This window comes from Christensenella minuta, assembly GCF_003628755.1.
In the GTDB taxonomy this organism is placed as follows: Bacteria; Bacillota; Clostridia; order Christensenellales; family Christensenellaceae; genus Christensenella; species Christensenella minuta.
This window is the reverse complement of sequence record NZ_CP029256.1, coordinates 1617164-1635831: the sequence shown is the minus strand read 5'-3', so window position 1 is coordinate 1635831 and position 18668 is coordinate 1617164. Positions and strand designations below refer to the sequence as shown.

The following is an 18668-nucleotide window of genomic DNA, read 5'->3' as shown; positions in this document are numbered from 1 at the left end:
CTCGAGCGGAGGTAAACATGAAAACAAAAACAAGAACGCTGACCCTGACAGCGATTTTAATCGCTGTTACCCTGATCTTCGGCTTCACGCCTATCGGCTATATCGGGACGCCTTTCGGCATCGTGATTACACTGATGTGCCTGCCGGTAATCATCGGTACGCTTACCCTCGGATGGAAAGCGGGCATTGCGCTCGCGGCGCTCTTTGCGGTCACAAGCATTGCAAAGATCCCGTCCGATGTATTCGGTCCGACGCTGCTCGCGGCGAATCCGGTGCTGCTGATGGTCAACATCATCGTCCCGCGTCTTTTGATCCCTCTCGTGGTCACGCTCGTATACCGCGCGGTGCGCTCGAAAAAGGAGCTCGTGAATATCGGGGCTGCGGCGGTGGCGGGGTCGCTCACGAACACCGTGCTGTACCTTGGGTTCCTGTATGCGTTCTTTTCCGGCATTGTGGCCAGTGGCATCATCCTTTCGGTGGCGCTGCTCAATGGTATTATCGAAGCGGTGGTCGCGGCGCTTTTGTGCCCGCCTATCGTGCGTGCACTGAAAAAAGCGGTGCCGGCGCTTGGCAAGGCCGCATCCGCAAAGCAGACGCAGGCAGAATAAGCGCACAGGCATGCGCGCCCAAAGGAGATTGTGCAGCAGATGATATTTGTGATGGATGTTGGCAATACCAACATCAAATGTGGGATGTTCCAGGGAAATGTGCTCGTGCATTCCTTCCGCATGACGACGGACATCGACGCGACGTCCGACCAGTACGGAATACAGATGATCGATTTCTTCAGCTACCTCGAGCATACGCCGATGGATATTGAAGGGATCATCGTTTCCTCAGTAATTCCGTCGCTTAACTACACGCTCGACCATATGTCGCGTGAGTATTTCAAGAAAAAGCCGATGTTTGTCGGCCCGGGCATTAAAACGGGCATCAACATCAAATACGATAATCCGAAGGAACTTGGCACGGACCGTATCGTCAATGCGGTAGGCGCGTACGAACTGTTCGGGGGGCCGGTCATCACCATCGATTTCGGTACGGCGACGAGTTTCGGGGCGATTTCTGCGAAAGGGGATTTCCTTGGCGGAGCGATCTGCCCGGGCCTGCGGATCGCGTCCGATGCGCTCACGGAAAACACGGCCAAGCTCCCGCGGATCGAGCTCAAACGCCCGGAGACGGTGATTAACAAAACGACGGTCACGTCCATGCAGTCGGGCATCATTTACGGCTATGTGGGGCAGGTGCAGTATATCGTCGAAAAAATGCAGGCGGAAATGGGCGGCGCAAAGGTTGTGGCAACAGGCGGTTTTTCCGAGCTGATCGCGCAGGAGACAAACTGCATCGACGAGATCATACCGACACTTACGCTGATCGGTCTCAATAAAATTTACATGAAAAACTGCTGAGGAAAAGGAGTTACAGCTATGAAAAACGTAAAAGTGGCAATTCTCGGCATGGGTACCGTGGGCGGCGGTATCTATCAGCTGATTGAACAGGAAGGAAAGAACATCGAGCATAAGGACGGGATCCGGCTCGAGGTCAAAAAAACGCTGGCTCTCTCTTATGCGGTAGACGTGCCGGAAGAGAAGAAAGCGGGGAACATCGACGAGATCGTAAGCGATCCGGAGATATCCATTGTAGCAGAAGTCATGGGCGGCCAGCATCCATCCAAGGAATTCATCCTGAAAGCCCTCGAAGCGGGGAAAACGGTGGTTTCCGCCAACAAAGACATGATTTCCCAGAACTGGCCTGACCTTGAAGCGGCGGCAAAGCGCAGCGGCGCAGGGTTCTATTTCGAGGCGGCCGTAGGCGGAGGGATCCCGATACTGAGGGCGCTCAATGATTCCATGCAGGCCAACAGCATCGACCGGATTTACGGTATCGTCAATGGGACGACAAATTATATCCTGACCAAAATGGACGACGAGGGACGCGACTTTGCCGATGTATTGAAGGAAGCGCAGGAGCTGGGGTATGCGGAAGCAAACCCGGAAAGCGACGTCGAAGGCTACGACGCGCGTTATAAGCTGTCCATCCTTGCGTCGATGGCGTTCCATGCGCGCGTACCTGTGGATAAAATCTATTGCGAGGGGATTACGAAGATCACCAAGGCAGATATCGCCATTGGGCGGGAACTCGGTTATGTGGTAAAGCTGCTGGCCATCGGCAAAAAGGATGCGGACGGCAGTATCGAGGTGCGCGTGCACCCGACGATGATTCGCAAGGACCATGCGCTCGCGAGCATCAAGGGCTCGTTCAACGCCATTTTTATCAATGGCAGCGCCGTAGGCGAAATGATGTGGTACGGCAAGGGAGCGGGCGACTTCCCGACGGCGAGCGCGCTCGTATCGGATATGGTATATGCGGTGCACAATGCAGATTATCCGCGTTATGCGACGTTTGAGAACACCTACGGGGCTGACGGGGTCAAATTCAATGACAACTGGCTCACGGAATATTTTATCCGCACGGACGTGCAGGATAAACCGGGCGTTCTCGCGAAAATCGCGGGAATTTTCGGCAAACACGGCGTAAGCATCGAGAGCGTGATCCAGAAAGGCGCGAAGCCGGGCGACATGAGCGCTCCGTTGATCCTGGTGACGCACCAGGCGCATGAAAAAGACCTGCGCCAGGCGATTGAAGAAATCAAGGAGCTTGACGCGGTGGTCGGCGTTCCGAACTGCATCCGCGTTGAAAAATAATTTTAAGCATAGGGGGAAAAAGAATGGTTATTGGAAAACATGAAGCGGTACAGGCGGATAAGCTCGGCGGAAACGGCGAAGGCAGCGCGCAGCTTATGTCTTGGCTGGGCGATGCGGAGTTGTGCCCCAACCTTTCCCTGCTCACGACGATCACACTCGAGCCGGGCGCAACGGTAAGCGACCATCCACACCACGGTGAGGCGGAGATATATTGCCTGACGCAGGGCAGCGGAGATTATAACGACAACGGAAGGGCCGTGCCCGTAAAAGCGGGCGACGTAACGGTTTGCTACGACGGGGAAATGCACGGGCTCAGGAATACGGGGGACGGAGAACTGGTGTTCCACGCGATTATTGTAAAAGGTTAACGCTCACATGGGAACTTTCCCGAAAGGAGAAATCTGATGGATCTGACATGGCTTTGGATTTTGATCGGTATTGTGGCGGCGATCGCCGTCATTATTGTCATCTGGTACATTGTTGCTTACAATAACTTTATCAAAATGAAGAACAGTATCGAAGAAGCGTTTGCGACAATCGATGTATACCTCAAAAAGAGGTTTGACCTGATTCCGAACCTTGTGGAGACGGTCAAGGGCTATGCGGCGCATGAGCGCGGCACGCTCGACGAGGTAACGGCGGCCCGCAACAGCGTGGCGAATTCCTCCACGACGGAAGAACGCCTCGCGAATGAAAACATCCTTTCCGGAACGCTCCGCAGCTTGTTCGCGGTAGCGGAAGCATATCCGGACCTGAAGGCAAACACGAACTTCCTCGACCTGCAGAACCAGCTCAATATGGTGGAAACAGACCTTGCAAACGCGCGCAAATATTATAACGCCAACGTGAGGATGTTCAACACCAAGCTGGAGACCTTCCCGACGCGGCTGATCGCCAAGAAGTTCAACTTCACGAAACAGCCGATGTACGAGGTGGAAAACGCAGCGGAGCGCGAAAACGTAAAGGTGCAGTTCTAAACAAAACAGAAACAAAATACGCAGCCGCTTAAGCGGCTGCGATTTTGCTAAAGAGGGATTATGAAAAAATTTCTATTGCTCCTGGTTGCCCTGACGGTCCTCCTGATTCCCGCGGCGGGCTTTGCCGCCGATGCGGATTATGTCATCGAAGACTACCGCCGGGAGATCACGGTGCACGAAAACAACACCTACAGTGTGGAAGATACGATGACCGTCGACTGGCTGACCCCGGCGCACGGCCTGCGCGTTGATATCCCGACACGCGCGGAAATTTCCCGCAGGCACAACGGGGAAGTTTATAACGATACCTACCAGGTGGTCGTCAGCGGCGTCTTTGCGGACGGGCAGTACGACACGAAAAAAGACGGCGATACCTTTATAATCAAGCTCGGCGATCCGGACATTTATTTAACGGGGAAGCAGGTGTATAGATTTAGCTACCTGTTCGACCCGGGAGACGATGGGCGCCCGGAATTCGATGAATTCTACTTCAACCTCATTGCGCCGTCCTGGGCCGCCCCGATCGAGCACTTTTCCTTTACCATCAATATGCCAAAGGAATTCGACGCGGCAAACGTAGGCTTTTCCACGGGTTCCTACGGAACCTCCGGATATAATATGGACGCGCTCAAATACCAGGTGGACGGGACGACGATCACGGGAGAAATCGATCAGCAGATCGCCCCATACGAAGGCGTCAATATCCGCCTCGAACTCCCGGACGGATATTACGTGGGGGCGCGCGACCCGCACAGCGAGATTTTCCCGTGGATTACTGGCGGCCTTGCGGTGCTTGCCGTTGTCATTGTGCTGTATTTGACCGCAGGGAAAAGAAAGCAGGAGATACAAACCGTTGAATTCTATCCGCCCGAGGGCATGAACTCTGCGGATGTAGGCTATATCGTGGACGGCGTCGTGGAAGATAAGGATGCGGTCTCCCTGCTTATCTACTGGGCGGACCAGGGCAACCTCGAGATTCATCAGGAGGATAAAAATAATCTACTGTTCCAGAAACTGAAGGACCTTCCGGATACGGCAAACGATTACGAGCGTATCCTGTTCGATAAGATGTTTGCGGGCAGGGACAGCGTGCGTATCAAAGATATGCAGTATAAGTTTGCGGCCACGATATCCGCTGTGGAAGACCGCATCAAGGATAAGTATCAGATGGAACAGAACCTGGTCTTCACCAAAAAATCCACGAGGCGGCAGAAATTTGCCAGCATAGCGGCCGTGCTCCCCGCTGTCCTGATGTTCTCGTTCAGCAATTACCTCGAATCTTACGATTGGTTCGCGGCGGTTTTTTCCGGAGCGGTTGCATGGGTGTTCGGCGGCATGTTTACGTTGATGCTGTGCGTGAACGTCAATAAATGGAAGTCGGAGAAACTCTCGACCAAGACAGGCTCGATGATCGTGAACGTGAGCCTGTTTGCACTGTTTTTCGGGGTGACGGCGCTGTTCAGCATGGACAGCTTCGGGATGTGGACCGTCGTGCCCATTGCGGCGTCGGTCGTAATGGTGATCCTTGCCACGCAAATACGCCGGCGGACGGCACGCGGCGCGCAGTGGTCGGGGAGGATACTCGGCCTCAAGCATTTCATCGAAACGGTGGAGGCGGACAAGCTTAAGATGCTGGTAGAAAGCGATCCTAAATATTTTTACAGTATCCTGCCCTATGCGTATGTGCTGGGCGTAACGGACAAGTGGGCGAAGCAGTTTGAAAGCATCGCCGTCGAGCCGCCAAGCTGGTATTATGGCTACGACGGTTCCGTATTTACGACAATATGGTTCGCCAGCATGATCTCTAACAGCCTGTATTATACGCAGCAAAATATGATGGCGACCAAAAGCTCCGGCGGCAGCGGTTTTGGCGGGGGCGGAATCGGCGGGGGCGGCGGTTTCTCCGGCGGCGGTTTTTCCGGCGGCGGTTTTGGCGGAGGAGGCGGAAGCTGGTGACGCGATCCGCTTTTTGGCTCGCTTTGCCGCGCTGGCTGCTGCGGCAAACAAATAATCATAACTCTGGAGTGGCGGTATGAACGGAACTGTGCTCATCACCGGCGCGTCGCGCGGGATCGGCAGGGCGTGTGCGCTCGCGTTTGGCAAGGCGGGCTGGTGCGTTGCGGCAAATTATAACAAGAGCGGGCAGGAAGCGGAGAGGCTTCTGGATGAACTGCGCCGGATGCACGTAAGCGCGGACGTTTTCCGTGCGGACGTATCGGATGCGGCGCAGGTTTCGGAGATGCTCGGGAAAGCCGAGGCTCGCTTTGGCAGTGTGACCGCGCTTGTGAACAATGCGGGCATCGCACAGCAAAAGTTATTTACAGACGTTACGGAAGCGGAATGGCAGCGTATGTTTGACGTCAATGTGAAAAGCATGTTCCTGTGCACGCGCGCCGTGCTTCCAGGCATGATCAGCGCGAAACGCGGATGTATCGTCAACCTTTCCTCCATCTGGGGAATGGCGGGCGCATCATGCGAGGTTCCCTATTCCGCCTCGAAAGCGGCGGTGATCGGCTTCACGAAAGCTCTGGCAAAGGAGGTGGGGCCTTCCGGCGTGCGGGTCAACTGCATCGCGCCCGGCGTGGTCGAAACGGATATGATCGCAGGGGTTGACGGGAATGCGCGCCGGGAGCTGGCGGAAGAGGCGCCGCTCGGATGCATCGGGACGCCGGAGGATATTGCCCGTGCCGTCCTGTTCCTCGCGGGAGAGGGGGGACGCTTTATCACCGGACAGGTAATAAGCCCGAACGGCGGGATCATCATCTAGGATAAAAAGGAAAACGTGTCTTCCGTACGGCCCTGAGGCATGCCGGACGCACGTTATCCATAAGCATTTATATTTTAGCTATTGGGAGGTAGGACAGCATGAAGATAAAGACCAAATGCCTGCATGAAGGCTGGAAACCAAAGGACGGGGAACCGCACGCGCTCCCGATCTACCAGAGCACGACCTTTAACTACGATTCCACGGAGCACATTGGGGACCTTTTTGACCTCAAGGCCGCGGGATATTTCTATACGCGGCTCGCAAACCCGACGGCAGGCTATGTGGAAGAAAAGCTGGCCGCGCTCGAAGGCGGCGTGGGCGCAATGTGCACGTCTTCCGGGCAGGCCGCGAATATGATCGCGGTACTCAACATTATGGGCGCGGGCGATCATATGGTGTGCGCTTCCGAGGTGTACGGCGGGACGATCAACCTGTTCGGCGTAACGATGGAGAAACTGGGGATCGAGTGCACGTTCGTGAACCAGGATGCGCCGGATGACGAAATCGAGAAAGCGTTCCGCCCGAACACCAAACTGGTTTTCGGTGAGACGGTCGCCAATCCGGCGATTTCCGTGTTCGATATCGAACGCTTTGCAAACCTTGCGCACAGGCACGGCGTTCCGCTGGTTGTGGACAACACTTTTGCAACGCCGGTTTTGTGCAGGCCGTTTGAGTTTGGTGCGGATATCGTCACGCATTCGACCTCGAAATATATGGATGGACATGCGGTGCAGCTCGGCGGCGTGTTGATTGACGGCGGCACCTTTGACTGGAAGGACTACCCGGGTCTTACCGAACCGGACGAGAGCTATCATGGCGTTGTGTATACGGAAACCTTCGGCAGACAGGCCTATATCACCAAGGCGCGCACACAGCTCATGCGTGATATCGGCGCGAGCCCCACGGCACATGCCGCTTTCCTCCTGAACCTCGGGCTGGAAACGCTTGCGCTGCGAATGGAGCGCCACAGCGCAAACGCGCAGGAAACGGCGGAATTCCTCGCAGAACAGCCGGAAGTGGAATTTGTGAATTATCCGGGCCTCAAAGGGGACAAGTATTACAGCCTCGGGCAAAAGTACCTGCCTGACGGTGCGAGCGGCGTTATTTCCTTCTCGCTGAAAGGGGGCAGGGACGCGGCCGTGAAGTTTATGGACAGCCTTGAGATGGCTTCCAACGTGGTGCATGTGGCGACTGTGAAAACATGCGTACTGCATCCGGCGAGCGAAACGCACCGCCAGCTTTCGGACGAACAGCTTGCAAACGCGGGCATCACGCCGGGAATGATCCGCCTTTCGGTGGGGATCGAAGACATTGACGATATCATCGAAGACCTGTCAAAGGGCTTTGCGTCGATTCGGTAAAAAAAGCAATAAAAAAATGACCGGCACAGGGCCGGTCATTTTTTTCGCTTCATTATTAGCCGCATTAGCCGCCGTTTACGCGGGGGGCTGCGGGCACGTGCGCCGGCCCGGTCAGCTGGCCGTAATATATTCCATCAGGTTTTCACGCCCGAGCCGTTTATCGAGCTCGAGAAAAATACTTTCGCAGCTGCGTACGCCAAGGCCGAACCGTTCGGCACCGGCTTCCGCCATTTCCAGCATCGTATCGAGGTCGCGGATACCGCCTGCCGCCTTCACTTTCACAGCTTCCCCGGCCGCATCCTTCATGATACGGACGATTTCCGCCGTCGTAGGCTTGCCGTGGAAGCCGGTGCTGCTCTTAACCCAGGGCGCGCCCGCGCCCGCGACAAGTTCGGATGCCTTGGCGATCTGAGTATTGTCAAGCAGGGCCGTCTCGATAATGACTTTAACAGGAACCTTCACAGCCTCGCATACCGCCGTGATATCCTGCTTGGTATATTTCAGGTTTCCGGAAAGGAATGCTCCTATGTTCATGACCATATCGATCTCCTGGGCGCCCAAAAGCTCCAGCTGCTTTGCTTCATAAACCTTTGTGGACGTAAGCTCCCCGCCGTAAGGGAATCCCGTCACAGACCCGTGAAGAAGCTCGTAGCCGATCGTATTTTTCATAGTGCGCGCAAGATAGCACGGCAGCGTGATTGTGGAAGCGCAGTGATACGCCTTCGCGATATCACAAATGCGGTCGACGTCCGCAAGGCGCGTATCCGCGGCGACTGCCGTGATATCGATCATGTCCGATAGCGTCTCCAAAGAAACCATAATGTGAACCTCCGATGATTCAAACAGTTTTATTTTTTGATGATATTTCGCAGCCTGCCGCACGGCCCGGCACGAACCTGCTGCGGAAAACCGCCGTTCCCCATAGGATGTTCTGCGTAAGCCCCGCCCGGCACCGGTCCGCCGTCTGCGAAATATCGTTGGGCTGTTGTAAAACAGTATTATCATAGACCGGGAAGCGATGTATTGTCAATGAATAAATAGAAGAATTTTTCGATATTTTGTTGTATAATTTTTTTGTGTGAATAATCAAAATGAGGTGGCAGCTATGGACATTGAACGGGTAAAAGGTTTTTTCAGGCAGGACAGGTTCGTGCAGGCGCTCGGGATTGAAATCAAAAGCGCAGATGCAGGAACCTGCGAATGTACGGCGGAAATTGTGGAGCAGCATCTCAATGCGGGCAACGTGGTGCAGGGCGGGATGATTTTTACCATTGCGGATTTTACGTTTGCAGTCGCGGCGAACTGCAAGCACGGAAACGTGGTGTCCCTGAACAATAATATCACGTATGTGCGGCCCCCGAAGGGCAAGACGCTGATCGCGCGGGCAAGGGAAACCGCGTTTACGCGGAAAACATGCCTTTACGAGGTCGAGATTACGGACGACCTGGGCACGCCGGTGGCCTTCATGACGGTTTCGGGCTTTATCAAGAACGGCAGCCTTGGGCTCTGAGCCTGATTTGCGGCCAAAAAAGGCAGGAAGAAATAGCTTCCTGCCTTTTTTGGCAATTTTCTGGCTCAGGCTTTCAATTTTCCGGCGTTGTCCTTCTTGAGGGCTACCGTTACCAAAATACCCGCTACGGCGGCAATGGCGGGGACGAGGAATGTCCATGCCGTGGGGATACCGTCCGGCGTTACCACCTTTGCAATCGCGGGGAAAAGCAGCCCGGAGACCGCAAAGGCGATCATCACAAGCCCGTAATTCACACCGTTGTTCCTGATACCGAAATAATCGGCGGTCACAGCCGGGTATACGCCCGCACTCCCGCCAAAGGCAAAGGAAACGAGCGCGATCAATATAATAAAGAAATAACTCTGTGCAAACGTCAGCAGCAGGATGCTCACGAGGGTGATCCCATAAAGCAGGAAAAGCACGTTCCTGCGCCCGAGGCGGTCGGAAAGCCACGGGGCGAGCAGTCTTCCCGCGGCGGACGCCATACCCGTAGCCATGACCCCGGCAAGGGCCGCAGTCTCGGTAAGGCTCCGCAGTTCTCCCAGTGATTTCAGCAGCGGATTGATGATGAAATACGCGGGAGTCAGAAGCAGCATGCTGAGGAAAATGAAGTAATAATATTTCGTTTTGAGGACCTCGCCGGGCGTGTATTGTTTTTGTGCGGAAAGGTCGGGAAGGCGCGTTTCAAACTGGTCCATATATTCCTTGGAAGGATTTTTGACAAACCACCCGAAAATCAGGATCACGGCAAGGAAAATAAGGGACAGCGTGAGGAAGGTCTGCGAGACCCCTACGCTTTTTAAGAGCGTATTCGCGACCGGAGTGAACACGACGGTGGACGCACCGAACGCACACACGATCACGCCTGTTGCAAAGCCTTTTTTATCCATGAACCACTTTTGCGCGCATGATATGGTAGACGTGTAAGCCGCGCCTACGCCAAAGCCCGCGAGTCCGCCGTAAAACAGCCAGATCAACTGGGGCATATCCTGCGGCACGAGGGAGGACAGAAAAATACCCGCGCAAAACAGGAGGCCGCCGAGGAATACGACGGGCCGGGGCCCTTTTTTGTCGCCTAACCGTCCGCCGAACACGATGCCGAGCACAAAGGTGGCAAGCATGATGGAAAAAGTGACCGATGCGTCCGCCGCGCTCCACGCATAATACTCCATGACGGAAGGCTGGAAAATACTCCAAATGTAAATGATTCCGATGCACAGCTGAATGACCGCCCCCGCGACGAGCGGCAATGCCTTATTCTGTTTTTTTACCATAGGAAACGTCCTCCAAACCGGATTTTAATGTATTAACATAATAGTATACGATTTCACTGCGAAAATCAACGCTGTACTTGTGGATTTTGACGGCAGGATGTAAAATAGGTGTGAGGCGGCGGCCGTTTCCCGGATGGCCGTAAAATACAGCCGCTTTGTGAAAGAGGATAAGAAACAAAATGCTGGAAGGACTTAAAATAGAAGTATACAAGGCAAACCAGGAGCTGGCAAAGCACGGCCTTGTAACCCTGCGCTGGGGAAATATTTCCGCCAAGGACGAGCGCACGGGTTATATTGTCATCAAACCCCGCCGTATCGCAAGTGCGCAGATCAAGCCGGACGACCTTATCGTGTGCGATATGGAAGGAAAGATACTCGAAGGCTCGCATACGCCTTCTTCGGACCTGTTTACGCACCTTGAGATCTATAAGGCGTTCCCGCAGGTTATGAGCGTCGCGCACACCCACTCCAAGTGGGCGACGGTGTTTGCGCAGGCGGGGGAAAGCATTCCCAACCTCGGCACCACGCATGCGGACTACTTTAAATATGACATCCCTGTCACACGCACCATGCGTCCGGAAGAGATCGCCAGGGATTATGAAAAAAATACGGGGCGCATCATTGCGGACGCCTTCACCCTGAAGGATCCGATGACAACGCCTGCGGTTCTCGTCAAAAGCCACGGCCCCTTCGTGTGGGGCAGGGATATCCCAGACGCGGTGGACAATGCCGTCGCCCTCGAGTATGTGGCGGAAATGGCATTCTACACGCTTCGCCTCAACACGGACGCCGATATGAACAAATACCTGATCGATAAGCACGTCCAGAGAAAACAGGGAGGGAAGAATGAGCAATAAATCCACTTCCACGGAACGCCAGCTTTTCATCCTTTCGCTGCTCTCCCAGCGAAAGAGCGGATATACCATAAACGAGATCATCGACAGCCTGAAGCGCATGGCGGATATCGACGCAACGCGGCGCATGGTCGCGCGCGATATGGACTACATCTCGCAGAATTTTTTTGTGTACGAGGAAGAGCATGACGGAAAACTCGTGTACAAAGCGGATAAATATGCCCTTTCAGATATGGATTTTTCTATGGCTGAGGTTGTGTCGCTGTATTTTACGCAGCAGGTGCTGCAAACCTACGAGTCTCTCGGCATGGCAAAGGATGCCCTGAAGATCGTGCGGCGGATATTGGGCAAACTGCCCGAGCTTTCGCGCAGCGCGATGGAGAATGTGGAAAAGATGATAAAGATCGTTCCCGAGGCTGCGGCAGACAGCGAAACGGACGAGGAAATCCTTGCACTTGTGCAGGAAGCGCTCGAAACGTCGCGCAGCCTCCGGCTCCGCTATCATTCTTTTTCCTCGGGCGAGACGGCGGAACGGGTCTTCGACCCATATGTGCTCGAGGTGCGTGAAGGGTGCTGGCATACCATTGGATTCTGTCACCTGCGGGGTGCGGTGCGCGACCTGCGCGTATCGCGGATCGAGGATGCGGAACTGCTCGGGGAGACGTTCACTGTGCCCCGGCGTTTTTATGAGGATTACCGCAAAACGAGGTTCGATAAGCTTGCCGGTGAGGAACTCACGGATATCCGGGTCAGATTCACGGGGGATGCGGCGCGGCTTGTGAAGGAATATCATGCCCGCAAAGCCGACCGGCTGGCGGATGAAAACGGCGCGGTGCTGTTTGAAAAAAAGGCGGCTATTACGCCGGACATCAAAAGCTGGCTGCTTTCGTTCGGCGCGCAGGCAGAGGTGCTTGCGCCGGAAGGGCTGAAACAGAACCTGAAAGAGGAAATAAGGCGCATGAGCGCGCTTTACAGGGAGGAACAATAGGCGATGAAACAGCGGCGGATTTTAAATGATATCTCTCCTGATTTCAAACGGGACCATCAGCAACAGGAAGAATATATCGCGGCAAAGAAAGCTCAGACGGTGGACTTCATCCGGCGGTACCTAAGCCGCGCGAACGCAAAAGGCGTGGTGCTTGGCGTGTCCGGCGGGGTAGACAGCTTTCTTTGCGCTTCCCTGTGTGCGGAAGCGTGCGCTGCGGAAAGCAAACAGATGTATATCGTGCTCCTGCCGAACGGCGTACAGAGCGATTTTAAGGACGCTGAGGACTGCGCGCGGCAGGTCATGCGGCTGAATCCGCAGACGATGTGCGATACGGTCTCCATTGCGGGAGGCTATGCGGGCGCGCTCAGCGACCTCAAAGGCGCACAGGGCTTTTCGCAGGATGCTTACACGCTGGGGAATCTCCAGCCACGGCTGCGGATGATGTACCAGTACGCGCTCGCGAAGGGCATGCTTGTTGCGGGGACGGATCACGCGACAGAGGCGATCACCGGGTTTTATACCAAATACGGCGACGGGGGCAGCGACTTCAATCCGTTGCAGGAGCTTGTAAAAGACGATATTTATGAAATGTCAAGGACATACGGCGCGCCGCAGGCGGTCCTCATGAAACAGCCTGCCGCGGGGCTGGGCATTTCAGCTACGGACGAGGAAGAGCTCGGTATCCGTTATGCGGACATCTGCGCGTACCTGAAAGGATATATTATCCCGGACGGAGTGCGCGAAAAACTCGAAGCGGCGTATGCCTGCTCTATGCACAAACGCGCGCTGGCAGCGTCCCTGAAGGACGAATATTCCTGCAGGAAGCCGGTCACGCATATCCATATCGGGCGCGTGGAGGAAGAGCGCGTCCTGAGTTCCACGGTCGGCTATATCAACGCGCATCCGGAGCAGGATGTGCTTTACGTGACGGACGGAGCCCTTGCGGATACGTTTTACGAAGATATCAAAAAAACGGTCAACACGCCCATATCCCGGTACAACCGCTTTGCGCCCGAGGGCGATGGCGGCGTAAATGAAGCGTACGGCAGGCTTGCGCACAACCTTGAAATGGATGTGGTCGTTTCAGGCCGGGTGGACGAAACCTTCCAGCGCATTCTCCTGCACCTGATGAACAGCAGGTTCCAGGTGACGCTCCTGAAAGACTGCCTGACAAAAATAAAAAAATAGGCGTATCCGTGTGCGGCACGGAGGTTCTTACGCTCTATGATAAAGGGGTAAGCTATGGATATTTTTAAATATGTGGACGGAGTGGTCGGTTATTACGAGACCATCCAATACAAGTACAAGAATATTGCGCACGACTTAAAGCACATGATGGAGGAAGTCGTGTGTAAAAATTCGGAATATACGCTGAACGTTTCCTACCGCGTGAAAGAGCCGGAAAGCGTGCGTGAAAAACTGATCCGCAACAGCTATTACCGGCTGCACACCACAAAAGAGGAGATCGTCGCCAATATCCAGGATATCATCGGCCTGCGCGTCGAATGCAAATTCAACGACGACGAGGCCTATGTTTATTCGCTGATGCTCAAGCTTTTCAACAAGACGGACGACCAGATTTTTTATTACAATGAAAAATTCCCCAAGATGCGCTTCAAGCTGAATGAAAAGCAGCCCGCCAAGCAGAAAAATGGCTTTGACATCTATAAGATCGACGCACGCTATGAAGACCACAAGGGAGAGGAAGAAGAAATCCGCGTCAATTTCGAGGTGCAGATCAAGTCTATGGTCAACATGTTCTGGGGCGATATCGAGCATAAGATCATCTACAAAAACCCATCTTATTTTATGGTGGAGCAGCAGGTGATCGAGAACATGGTGTCAATTAAGGAAAACCTGAACCTCGTCGACCACCAGCTGCATGTGCTCTATAAGCGTTATAAACGCGACAACAGCTCCAAGCTGCATTACCGCAAGGAGAATATCCAGAACATCATCAGCAAGCTGATCCACGATACCATAGCGCGGAAGATGAAAAACGACCTCGGCTTTGTCGTACAGTTCAAGGACAGCTGCGACAGCATCGTGGATTACATCTTTATCGTCAATAACGCTGCGCAGATGGAGGATTACGGGCGCGTCATGACGGAAATGTTCTATATCACGGGGACGATGAGCGGCGAGGAATTGAGTTTTCGCGAATCGCTTCAGCTGGAGCATCAGTTTAATACGGGCGATCCCTTCATCGATACGGTGGGCACGACGATCCAGAAGCTGATGAACGTTGATTTCAATTGGCACCTTTACTGCATGATTTTGTTCGAGCTCGAGCGCGGCAGCAAAATCGATGCGCTCGAGACGTTTATCCGCTATTATAAAGGCCGCCTGACGGCAAATTCGCAGCTGCACCGCCTCGAAGAGGTGTTCCCGGCGGAAACGGCAAAGAAGATCAAAGCGGACCTGCTCTGCGAAATGGGTTATGTGTTCCGCCGCCATGCGGACATCACGCTGCTGCACGAGGAGGGAATCATAGAAATGACGCGCGCACTTAAAAAGACGGTGGCCAACATCATCAAGGACAATCCGGACTGGAACAAGGAAAAATCCATCTATTTCCTGTATCTCAACAACAGCGTCAACCTGGAAACGCGAAATTGACAAAAGCACCCCGGTGGAAGTAAGATGTAAGAATAATAATTATTAGAAAAAGAGGACAGAAAGGCAATGAAAATCAAACTGGCTGACGGCAACGTCAAAGAATTCAAGGATGGAATGACTGCTCTTGAGATTGCAAAAGAGCTGAGTCAGAAACTGGGCAAAACCGCGGTTGCGGCAAAAGTGGACGGTACGGTAACGGAACTCACCACGGTTCCGACGGACGGCACGACGCTCGAAATCCTGACGTTCGATGACGAAGAAGGCAGGAAGGCAGTTTGGCATACGGCATCCCATGTACTCGCGCAGGCGGTGAAACGCCTGTATCCGGACGCAAAACTTGCGATCGGACCGGCGACGGATAACGGCTTCTATTACGATTTTGATACGGAAAAACCGTTCACGAACGAGGACCTTGCCAAGATCGAAAAGGAAATGAAAAAGATCGTGGCGGAGAATATACCGCTCAAGAAATATACCCTTCCGCGCGCGGAAGCGATCCAAAAGATGAAGGATGCAGACGAGCCGTATAAAGTCGAACTTATCGGGGACCTCCCGGAGGACGCGGTGCTGAGCTTTTACGGGCAGGGAGATTTTACCGACCTGTGCGCAGGCCCGCATGCGGTCAGCACGGGCAAGGTCAAGGTCCCAAAGCTCCTGCGGACGGCTGGGGCGTATTGGCGCGGCAATGAAAAAAACAAGATGCTGCACCGCATTTATGGAACCGCGTTCCCGTCCGTACAGGAGCTTGACGCATATTTAAAGCAGCAAAAAGAGGCGGAAGAACGAGACCATAACAAGCTTGGCCGCGAGCTCCATTACTTCACTACCAGCCCAATTGTGGGTCAGGGCTTGCCGCTTTTGATGCCCAAGGGCGCGAAAACGATCCAGCTTTTGCAGCGCTTTGTAGAGGATGAAGAAGAACGCCGCGGCTATGTGCTGACCAAAACGCCATACATGGCAAAAAGCGACCTCTATAAGATTTCCGGACACTGGGACCACTATCAGGACGGCATGTTTATCCTGGGAGACGAGGAACGCGGCGACGAAGTACTTGCGTTGAGGCCGATGACCTGTCCGTTCCAGTACACGATCTACAATGCGGAGCATCATTCGTATAAAGACCTTCCCATCCGCTATGGGGAGACGTCCACATTATTCCGCAACGAAGCGTCGGGCGAAATGCACGGCCTGATTCGGGTGCGCCAGTTCACGCTTGCGGAAGGGCACATCATCTGTATGCCCGAACAGCTTGAGGACGAGTTTATGGGCGTCCTCGATCTGATTAAATATAATATGAAGGTGCTTGGCATCGAAAATGATATTTCCTATCGTTTCTCGAAGTGGGATCCGAACAACCGTGATAAATATGTAGGCGACGCGGAAGAATGGGAGCGCGTACAGGACGCGATGAGAAAGATACTCGACCATACCGGCCTCGAATATACAGAAGAGGAAGGCGAGGCCGCGTTTTATGGGCCAAAGCTCGATATCCAGTTCAGAAATGTGTTCGGCAAGGAGGATACTCTTTTTACGATCCAAATCGATTTCTCGCTGGCGGAGCGGTTCCAGATGACTTATGTGGATAAGGACGGCCGGAAGAAAACGCCGTATATCATCCACCGTTCGTCGATCGGCTGTTACGAGCGTACGCTTGCCATGCTGATTGAGAAATATGCGGGCGCGCTGCCGATGTGGATGATGAGCGAGGAAGTGCGGCTCTTAAACATCACGGAAGCGGCCGCGGCTTATTGCCACGAATACGCACAGCGCCTCCGGAGCGCCGGCCTGCGCGTTACGGTGGACGACCGTCAGGAAAAGATCGGCTACAAGATCCGTGAAGCGAGGAACGAACGTATTCCCTATATGCTGGTTGCCGGGGAAAAGGAAATTGCGGACGGAACCTTTGCGGTGCGCCGCCGCGGCGAAGGCGAGATCGGAAATATGTCGCAGGACGATTTTCTTGGGATGGCGGTGCAGCAGGACCGCGACAAGGTGATTTTCTGACCGCCGGGCATGGAAAGCCGTTCATACTGCCAGAAATTGCTTGACACAGCACGGACAGGCGTGGTATATTAATAGAGCTAAAACAAAGCAGAAGCTGCCCGCTTCTCACCTGCACGCAAGGGTGTGCATGGTCAAATAACGAGCAAATAGCGTATTTGTTGGTATTTTTGCGGGTAGCGTATGCTGCCCGCTTTTTTACTGGCGGATAAGAAGACAAATGGGGCGCCGGAGTACAAAGCCGGGAAAAAGGACCCCTGCAAAACCCGAACGAATAGGTGAAGTTCCAAGAGCGCAGGCAAAACCGAAGTGCGGTCGGCCGACTGAAGCTATGCAGGGCTGTGGGGTTTGTGGGGAAGAGGAGCAAACGCCAGTAAGGCGGGTTGCGACGATAGGAGGGAAAACCAATCGCAAACGAACCGCTCATCAACGAGCAGATTAGAGAACCGGAAGTAAGGTTAGTTGCCGAAGATGGAAGCCAGCTTGGCGTGATGTCTTCGAGGGAAGCACAGAAGCTGGCGGATGAGGCCGATCTTGACCTTGTCAACATTTCGCCCAAGGCAAAGCCGCCCGTGTGCAAGCTCATGGATTACGGCAAATACCGCTTTGAACAGAATAAACGGCAGAAGGAAGCGAAGAAAAACCAGAAGGTTATCACCTTAAAGGAAATGCGCCTTTCCGCCACGATCGACAAGCATGATATGGAAGTCAAAGCCAAGAATGTCAAAAAGTTTTTGGAAGCGGGAGATAAAGTAAAAATCTCCATCCGTTTCCGTGGCCGTCAGCTTTCCCATACGGACCAGGGACGTCAGGTGATGGCATTATTCCTTGAAATGCTCGGCGATGTTGCCACGGTCGAAAAGAATGCGAAGATGGAAGGACGGAGTATGTTTATGATCCTGTCCCCAAAAGCGCAGTAATAAAGTGCCAAACGAAAAGTTTCTATACAGAAGGAGGGCGTCAAGATGCCTAAGATGAAGACACACAGAGGCGCGGCAAAAAGATTCAGCCTCACAAAATCGGGAAAAGTTAAGAGAGCCAAAGCGTACAAAAGCCACATATTGAATAAGAAATCCTCCAAGAGGAAGAGAAATCTCCGCAAGGGTACTTATATCAGCACGGCAGAGCAGAAGAACGTAAGAGTTCTGATCCCGTATAAGTAATCGGAAAGAAACGAGGAGGTTTTAGAAATGGCAAGAGTAAAAAGGGCAGTAAGCTCACATAAAAAGCGCAGAAAAGTATTTAAACTCGCAAAAGGTTATTTTGGAGCAAAATCCAAACAATATAAATCCGCAAAACAGCAGGTTATGAAATCCATGCACTATGCGTACACCGGCCGCAAGCTCAAAAAGCGGGACATGCGCCGGCTGTGGATCGTGCGGATCAATGCGGAAGCACGGCAGAACGGAATCAGCTATTCCCAGTTTATGAACGGTCTCAGACAAAACGGGATCGATCTCAATAGAAAAGTACTGGCTGATATGGCTGTCAACGACAAACCTGCATTTAAGCAGCTTGCTGAAACGGCAAAGAAAAAAGTGCAGGCGTAAACAAAGAGGCGCGTTATGGGGATAGTAAGCTAAAGTACTATCCCCCCTTTTATTACCGCGCG

19 protein-coding genes and 1 other annotated feature are annotated in these 18668 nt (G+C 53.6%); of the genes, 17 read left to right on the top strand and 2 right to left on the bottom strand.

The features are described from left to right. The first annotated feature begins 17 nt into the window (after positions 1–17). The 8 genes from B1H56_RS07755 to B1H56_RS07720 all read left to right on the top strand — a co-directional run bounded on the left by B1H56_RS07755 (position 18) and on the right by B1H56_RS07720 (position 7810). On the top strand, positions 18–608 hold the full coding sequence (locus tag B1H56_RS07755; protein WP_066521848.1) for an ECF transporter S component: 591 nt from the start codon (positions 18–20) through the stop codon (positions 606–608). Between the two features lie 39 nt (positions 609–647). Next, on the top strand, positions 648–1409 hold the full coding sequence (locus tag B1H56_RS07750) for a type III pantothenate kinase (protein ID WP_066521851.1): 762 nt from the start codon (positions 648–650) through the stop codon (positions 1407–1409). A gap of 18 nt (positions 1410–1427) precedes the next feature. Then, on the top strand, positions 1428–2705 hold the full coding sequence (locus B1H56_RS07745) for a homoserine dehydrogenase (RefSeq protein ID WP_066521853.1): 1278 nt from the start codon (positions 1428–1430) through the stop codon (positions 2703–2705). A 23-nt stretch (positions 2706–2728) separates the two neighbouring features. After that, positions 2729–3073, top strand: coding sequence for a cupin domain-containing protein (locus B1H56_RS07740; RefSeq protein WP_066521854.1), 345 nt, complete (start codon positions 2729–2731; stop codon positions 3071–3073). Positions 3074–3109: 36 nt separating this feature from the next. Then, positions 3110–3682 carry a LemA family protein gene (locus B1H56_RS07735; protein ID WP_066521856.1) on the top strand — a complete coding sequence of 191 codons (573 nt, stop codon included), beginning with the start codon at positions 3110–3112 and terminating at the stop codon, positions 3680–3682. 60 nt (positions 3683–3742) lie between these two features. Then, positions 3743–5638, top strand: coding sequence for a DUF2207 domain-containing protein (locus B1H56_RS07730; RefSeq protein ID WP_066521858.1), 1896 nt, complete (start codon positions 3743–3745; stop codon positions 5636–5638). Positions 5639–5714: 76 nt separating this feature from the next. Then, positions 5715–6449 (top strand): elongation factor P 5-aminopentanone reductase, encoded by a 735-nt coding sequence (gene ymfI, locus B1H56_RS07725; protein ID WP_066521860.1) that lies wholly within the window; start codon positions 5715–5717, stop codon positions 6447–6449. 98 nt (positions 6450–6547) lie between these two features. Further along, positions 6548–7810, top strand: coding sequence for an O-acetylhomoserine aminocarboxypropyltransferase/cysteine synthase family protein (locus B1H56_RS07720; RefSeq protein ID WP_066521862.1), 1263 nt, complete (start codon positions 6548–6550; stop codon positions 7808–7810). 111 nt (positions 7811–7921) lie between these two features. Here the strand turns inward: B1H56_RS07720 and deoC are convergent, their stop codons facing one another. Next, complete coding sequence (deoC, locus tag B1H56_RS07715; RefSeq protein ID WP_066521863.1) at positions 7922–8629, bottom strand: deoxyribose-phosphate aldolase; 708 nt, start codon at positions 8627–8629, stop codon at positions 7922–7924. Between the two features lie 286 nt (positions 8630–8915). Here deoC and B1H56_RS07710 point away from each other — a divergent pair, with 286 nt between their 5' ends. After that, the gene (locus B1H56_RS07710) at positions 8916–9320 is read left to right on the top strand and encodes a PaaI family thioesterase (RefSeq protein WP_066521865.1); all 405 of its coding nucleotides are present in this window, start codon (positions 8916–8918) and stop codon (positions 9318–9320) included. Positions 9321–9385: 65 nt separating this feature from the next. On the opposite strand, the gene B1H56_RS07705 is transcribed toward B1H56_RS07710, so the two are convergent. Continuing rightward, positions 9386–10594 (bottom strand): OFA family MFS transporter, encoded by a 1209-nt coding sequence (locus tag B1H56_RS07705; protein ID WP_066521867.1) that lies wholly within the window; start codon positions 10592–10594, stop codon positions 9386–9388. A gap of 179 nt (positions 10595–10773) precedes the next feature. Between B1H56_RS07705 and araD the strand changes: the two genes are divergently transcribed. The 8 genes from araD to rplT all read left to right on the top strand — a co-directional run bounded on the left by araD (position 10774) and on the right by rplT (position 18606). Then, on the top strand, positions 10774–11451 hold the full coding sequence (gene araD, locus B1H56_RS07700) for an L-ribulose-5-phosphate 4-epimerase AraD (RefSeq protein ID WP_066521870.1): 678 nt from the start codon (positions 10774–10776) through the stop codon (positions 11449–11451). After that, the gene (locus B1H56_RS07695; RefSeq protein ID WP_066521876.1) at positions 11441–12436 is read left to right on the top strand and encodes a helix-turn-helix transcriptional regulator; all 996 of its coding nucleotides are present in this window, start codon (positions 11441–11443) and stop codon (positions 12434–12436) included. The genes araD and B1H56_RS07695 overlap by 11 nt, the downstream gene beginning before the upstream one ends. Before the next feature lie 3 nt (positions 12437–12439). Continuing rightward, positions 12440–13624, top strand: coding sequence for an NAD(+) synthase (nadE, locus tag B1H56_RS07690; RefSeq protein WP_066521879.1), 1185 nt, complete (start codon positions 12440–12442; stop codon positions 13622–13624). Between the two features lie 54 nt (positions 13625–13678). After that, entirely contained in the window at positions 13679–15055 is a 1377-nt protein-coding gene (locus B1H56_RS07685; protein WP_066521882.1) for a GTP pyrophosphokinase, read from the top strand. A gap of 66 nt (positions 15056–15121) precedes the next feature. Beyond that, positions 15122–17059 (top strand): threonine--tRNA ligase, encoded by a 1938-nt coding sequence (gene thrS, locus B1H56_RS07680; RefSeq protein ID WP_066521885.1) that lies wholly within the window; start codon positions 15122–15124, stop codon positions 17057–17059. 79 nt (positions 17060–17138) lie between these two features. Next, positions 17139–17264: a sequence feature (ribosomal protein L20 leader region), on the top strand. A 199-nt stretch (positions 17265–17463) separates the two neighbouring features. After that, positions 17464–17976, top strand: coding sequence for a translation initiation factor IF-3 (gene infC, locus B1H56_RS07675; protein ID WP_066521887.1), 513 nt, complete (start codon positions 17464–17466; stop codon positions 17974–17976). Between the two features lie 45 nt (positions 17977–18021). After that, positions 18022–18219, top strand: a complete 198-nt coding sequence (gene rpmI, locus B1H56_RS07670; protein WP_066521889.1) for a 50S ribosomal protein L35 — start codon at positions 18022–18024, stop codon at positions 18217–18219. Positions 18220–18246: 27 nt separating this feature from the next. Continuing rightward, positions 18247–18606 (top strand): 50S ribosomal protein L20, encoded by a 360-nt coding sequence (gene rplT, locus B1H56_RS07665; RefSeq protein ID WP_066521896.1) that lies wholly within the window; start codon positions 18247–18249, stop codon positions 18604–18606. Positions 18607–18668: the final 62 nt, after the last annotated feature.

Bases quoted from the DNA above. Each gene is read 5' to 3' on its own strand.
- B1H56_RS07755 (WP_066521848.1), top strand. From the start codon at position 18: ATGAAAACAAAAACAAGAACGCTGACCCTGACAGCGATTTTAATCGCT.
- B1H56_RS07750 (WP_066521851.1), top strand. From the start codon at position 648: ATGATATTTGTGATGGATGTTGGCAATACCAACATCAAATGTGGGATG.
- B1H56_RS07745 (WP_066521853.1), top strand. From the start codon at position 1,428: ATGAAAAACGTAAAAGTGGCAATTCTCGGCATGGGTACCGTGGGCGGC.
- B1H56_RS07740 (WP_066521854.1), top strand. From the start codon at position 2,729: ATGGTTATTGGAAAACATGAAGCGGTACAGGCGGATAAGCTCGGCGGA.
- B1H56_RS07735 (WP_066521856.1), top strand. From the start codon at position 3,110: ATGGATCTGACATGGCTTTGGATTTTGATCGGTATTGTGGCGGCGATC.
- B1H56_RS07730 (WP_066521858.1), top strand. From the start codon at position 3,743: ATGAAAAAATTTCTATTGCTCCTGGTTGCCCTGACGGTCCTCCTGATT.
- ymfI (WP_066521860.1), top strand. From the start codon at position 5,715: ATGAACGGAACTGTGCTCATCACCGGCGCGTCGCGCGGGATCGGCAGG.
- B1H56_RS07720 (WP_066521862.1), top strand. From the start codon at position 6,548: ATGAAGATAAAGACCAAATGCCTGCATGAAGGCTGGAAACCAAAGGAC.
- deoC (WP_066521863.1), bottom strand. From the start codon at position 8,629: ATGGTTTCTTTGGAGACGCTATCGGACATGATCGATATCACGGCAGTC.
- B1H56_RS07710 (WP_066521865.1), top strand. From the start codon at position 8,916: ATGGACATTGAACGGGTAAAAGGTTTTTTCAGGCAGGACAGGTTCGTG.
- B1H56_RS07705 (WP_066521867.1), bottom strand. From the start codon at position 10,594: ATGGTAAAAAAACAGAATAAGGCATTGCCGCTCGTCGCGGGGGCGGTC.
- araD (WP_066521870.1), top strand. From the start codon at position 10,774: ATGCTGGAAGGACTTAAAATAGAAGTATACAAGGCAAACCAGGAGCTG.
- B1H56_RS07695 (WP_066521876.1), top strand. From the start codon at position 11,441: ATGAGCAATAAATCCACTTCCACGGAACGCCAGCTTTTCATCCTTTCG.
- nadE (WP_066521879.1), top strand. From the start codon at position 12,440: ATGAAACAGCGGCGGATTTTAAATGATATCTCTCCTGATTTCAAACGG.
- B1H56_RS07685 (WP_066521882.1), top strand. From the start codon at position 13,679: ATGGATATTTTTAAATATGTGGACGGAGTGGTCGGTTATTACGAGACC.
- thrS (WP_066521885.1), top strand. From the start codon at position 15,122: ATGAAAATCAAACTGGCTGACGGCAACGTCAAAGAATTCAAGGATGGA.
- rpmI (WP_066521889.1), top strand. From the start codon at position 18,022: ATGCCTAAGATGAAGACACACAGAGGCGCGGCAAAAAGATTCAGCCTC.
- rplT (WP_066521896.1), top strand. From the start codon at position 18,247: ATGGCAAGAGTAAAAAGGGCAGTAAGCTCACATAAAAAGCGCAGAAAA.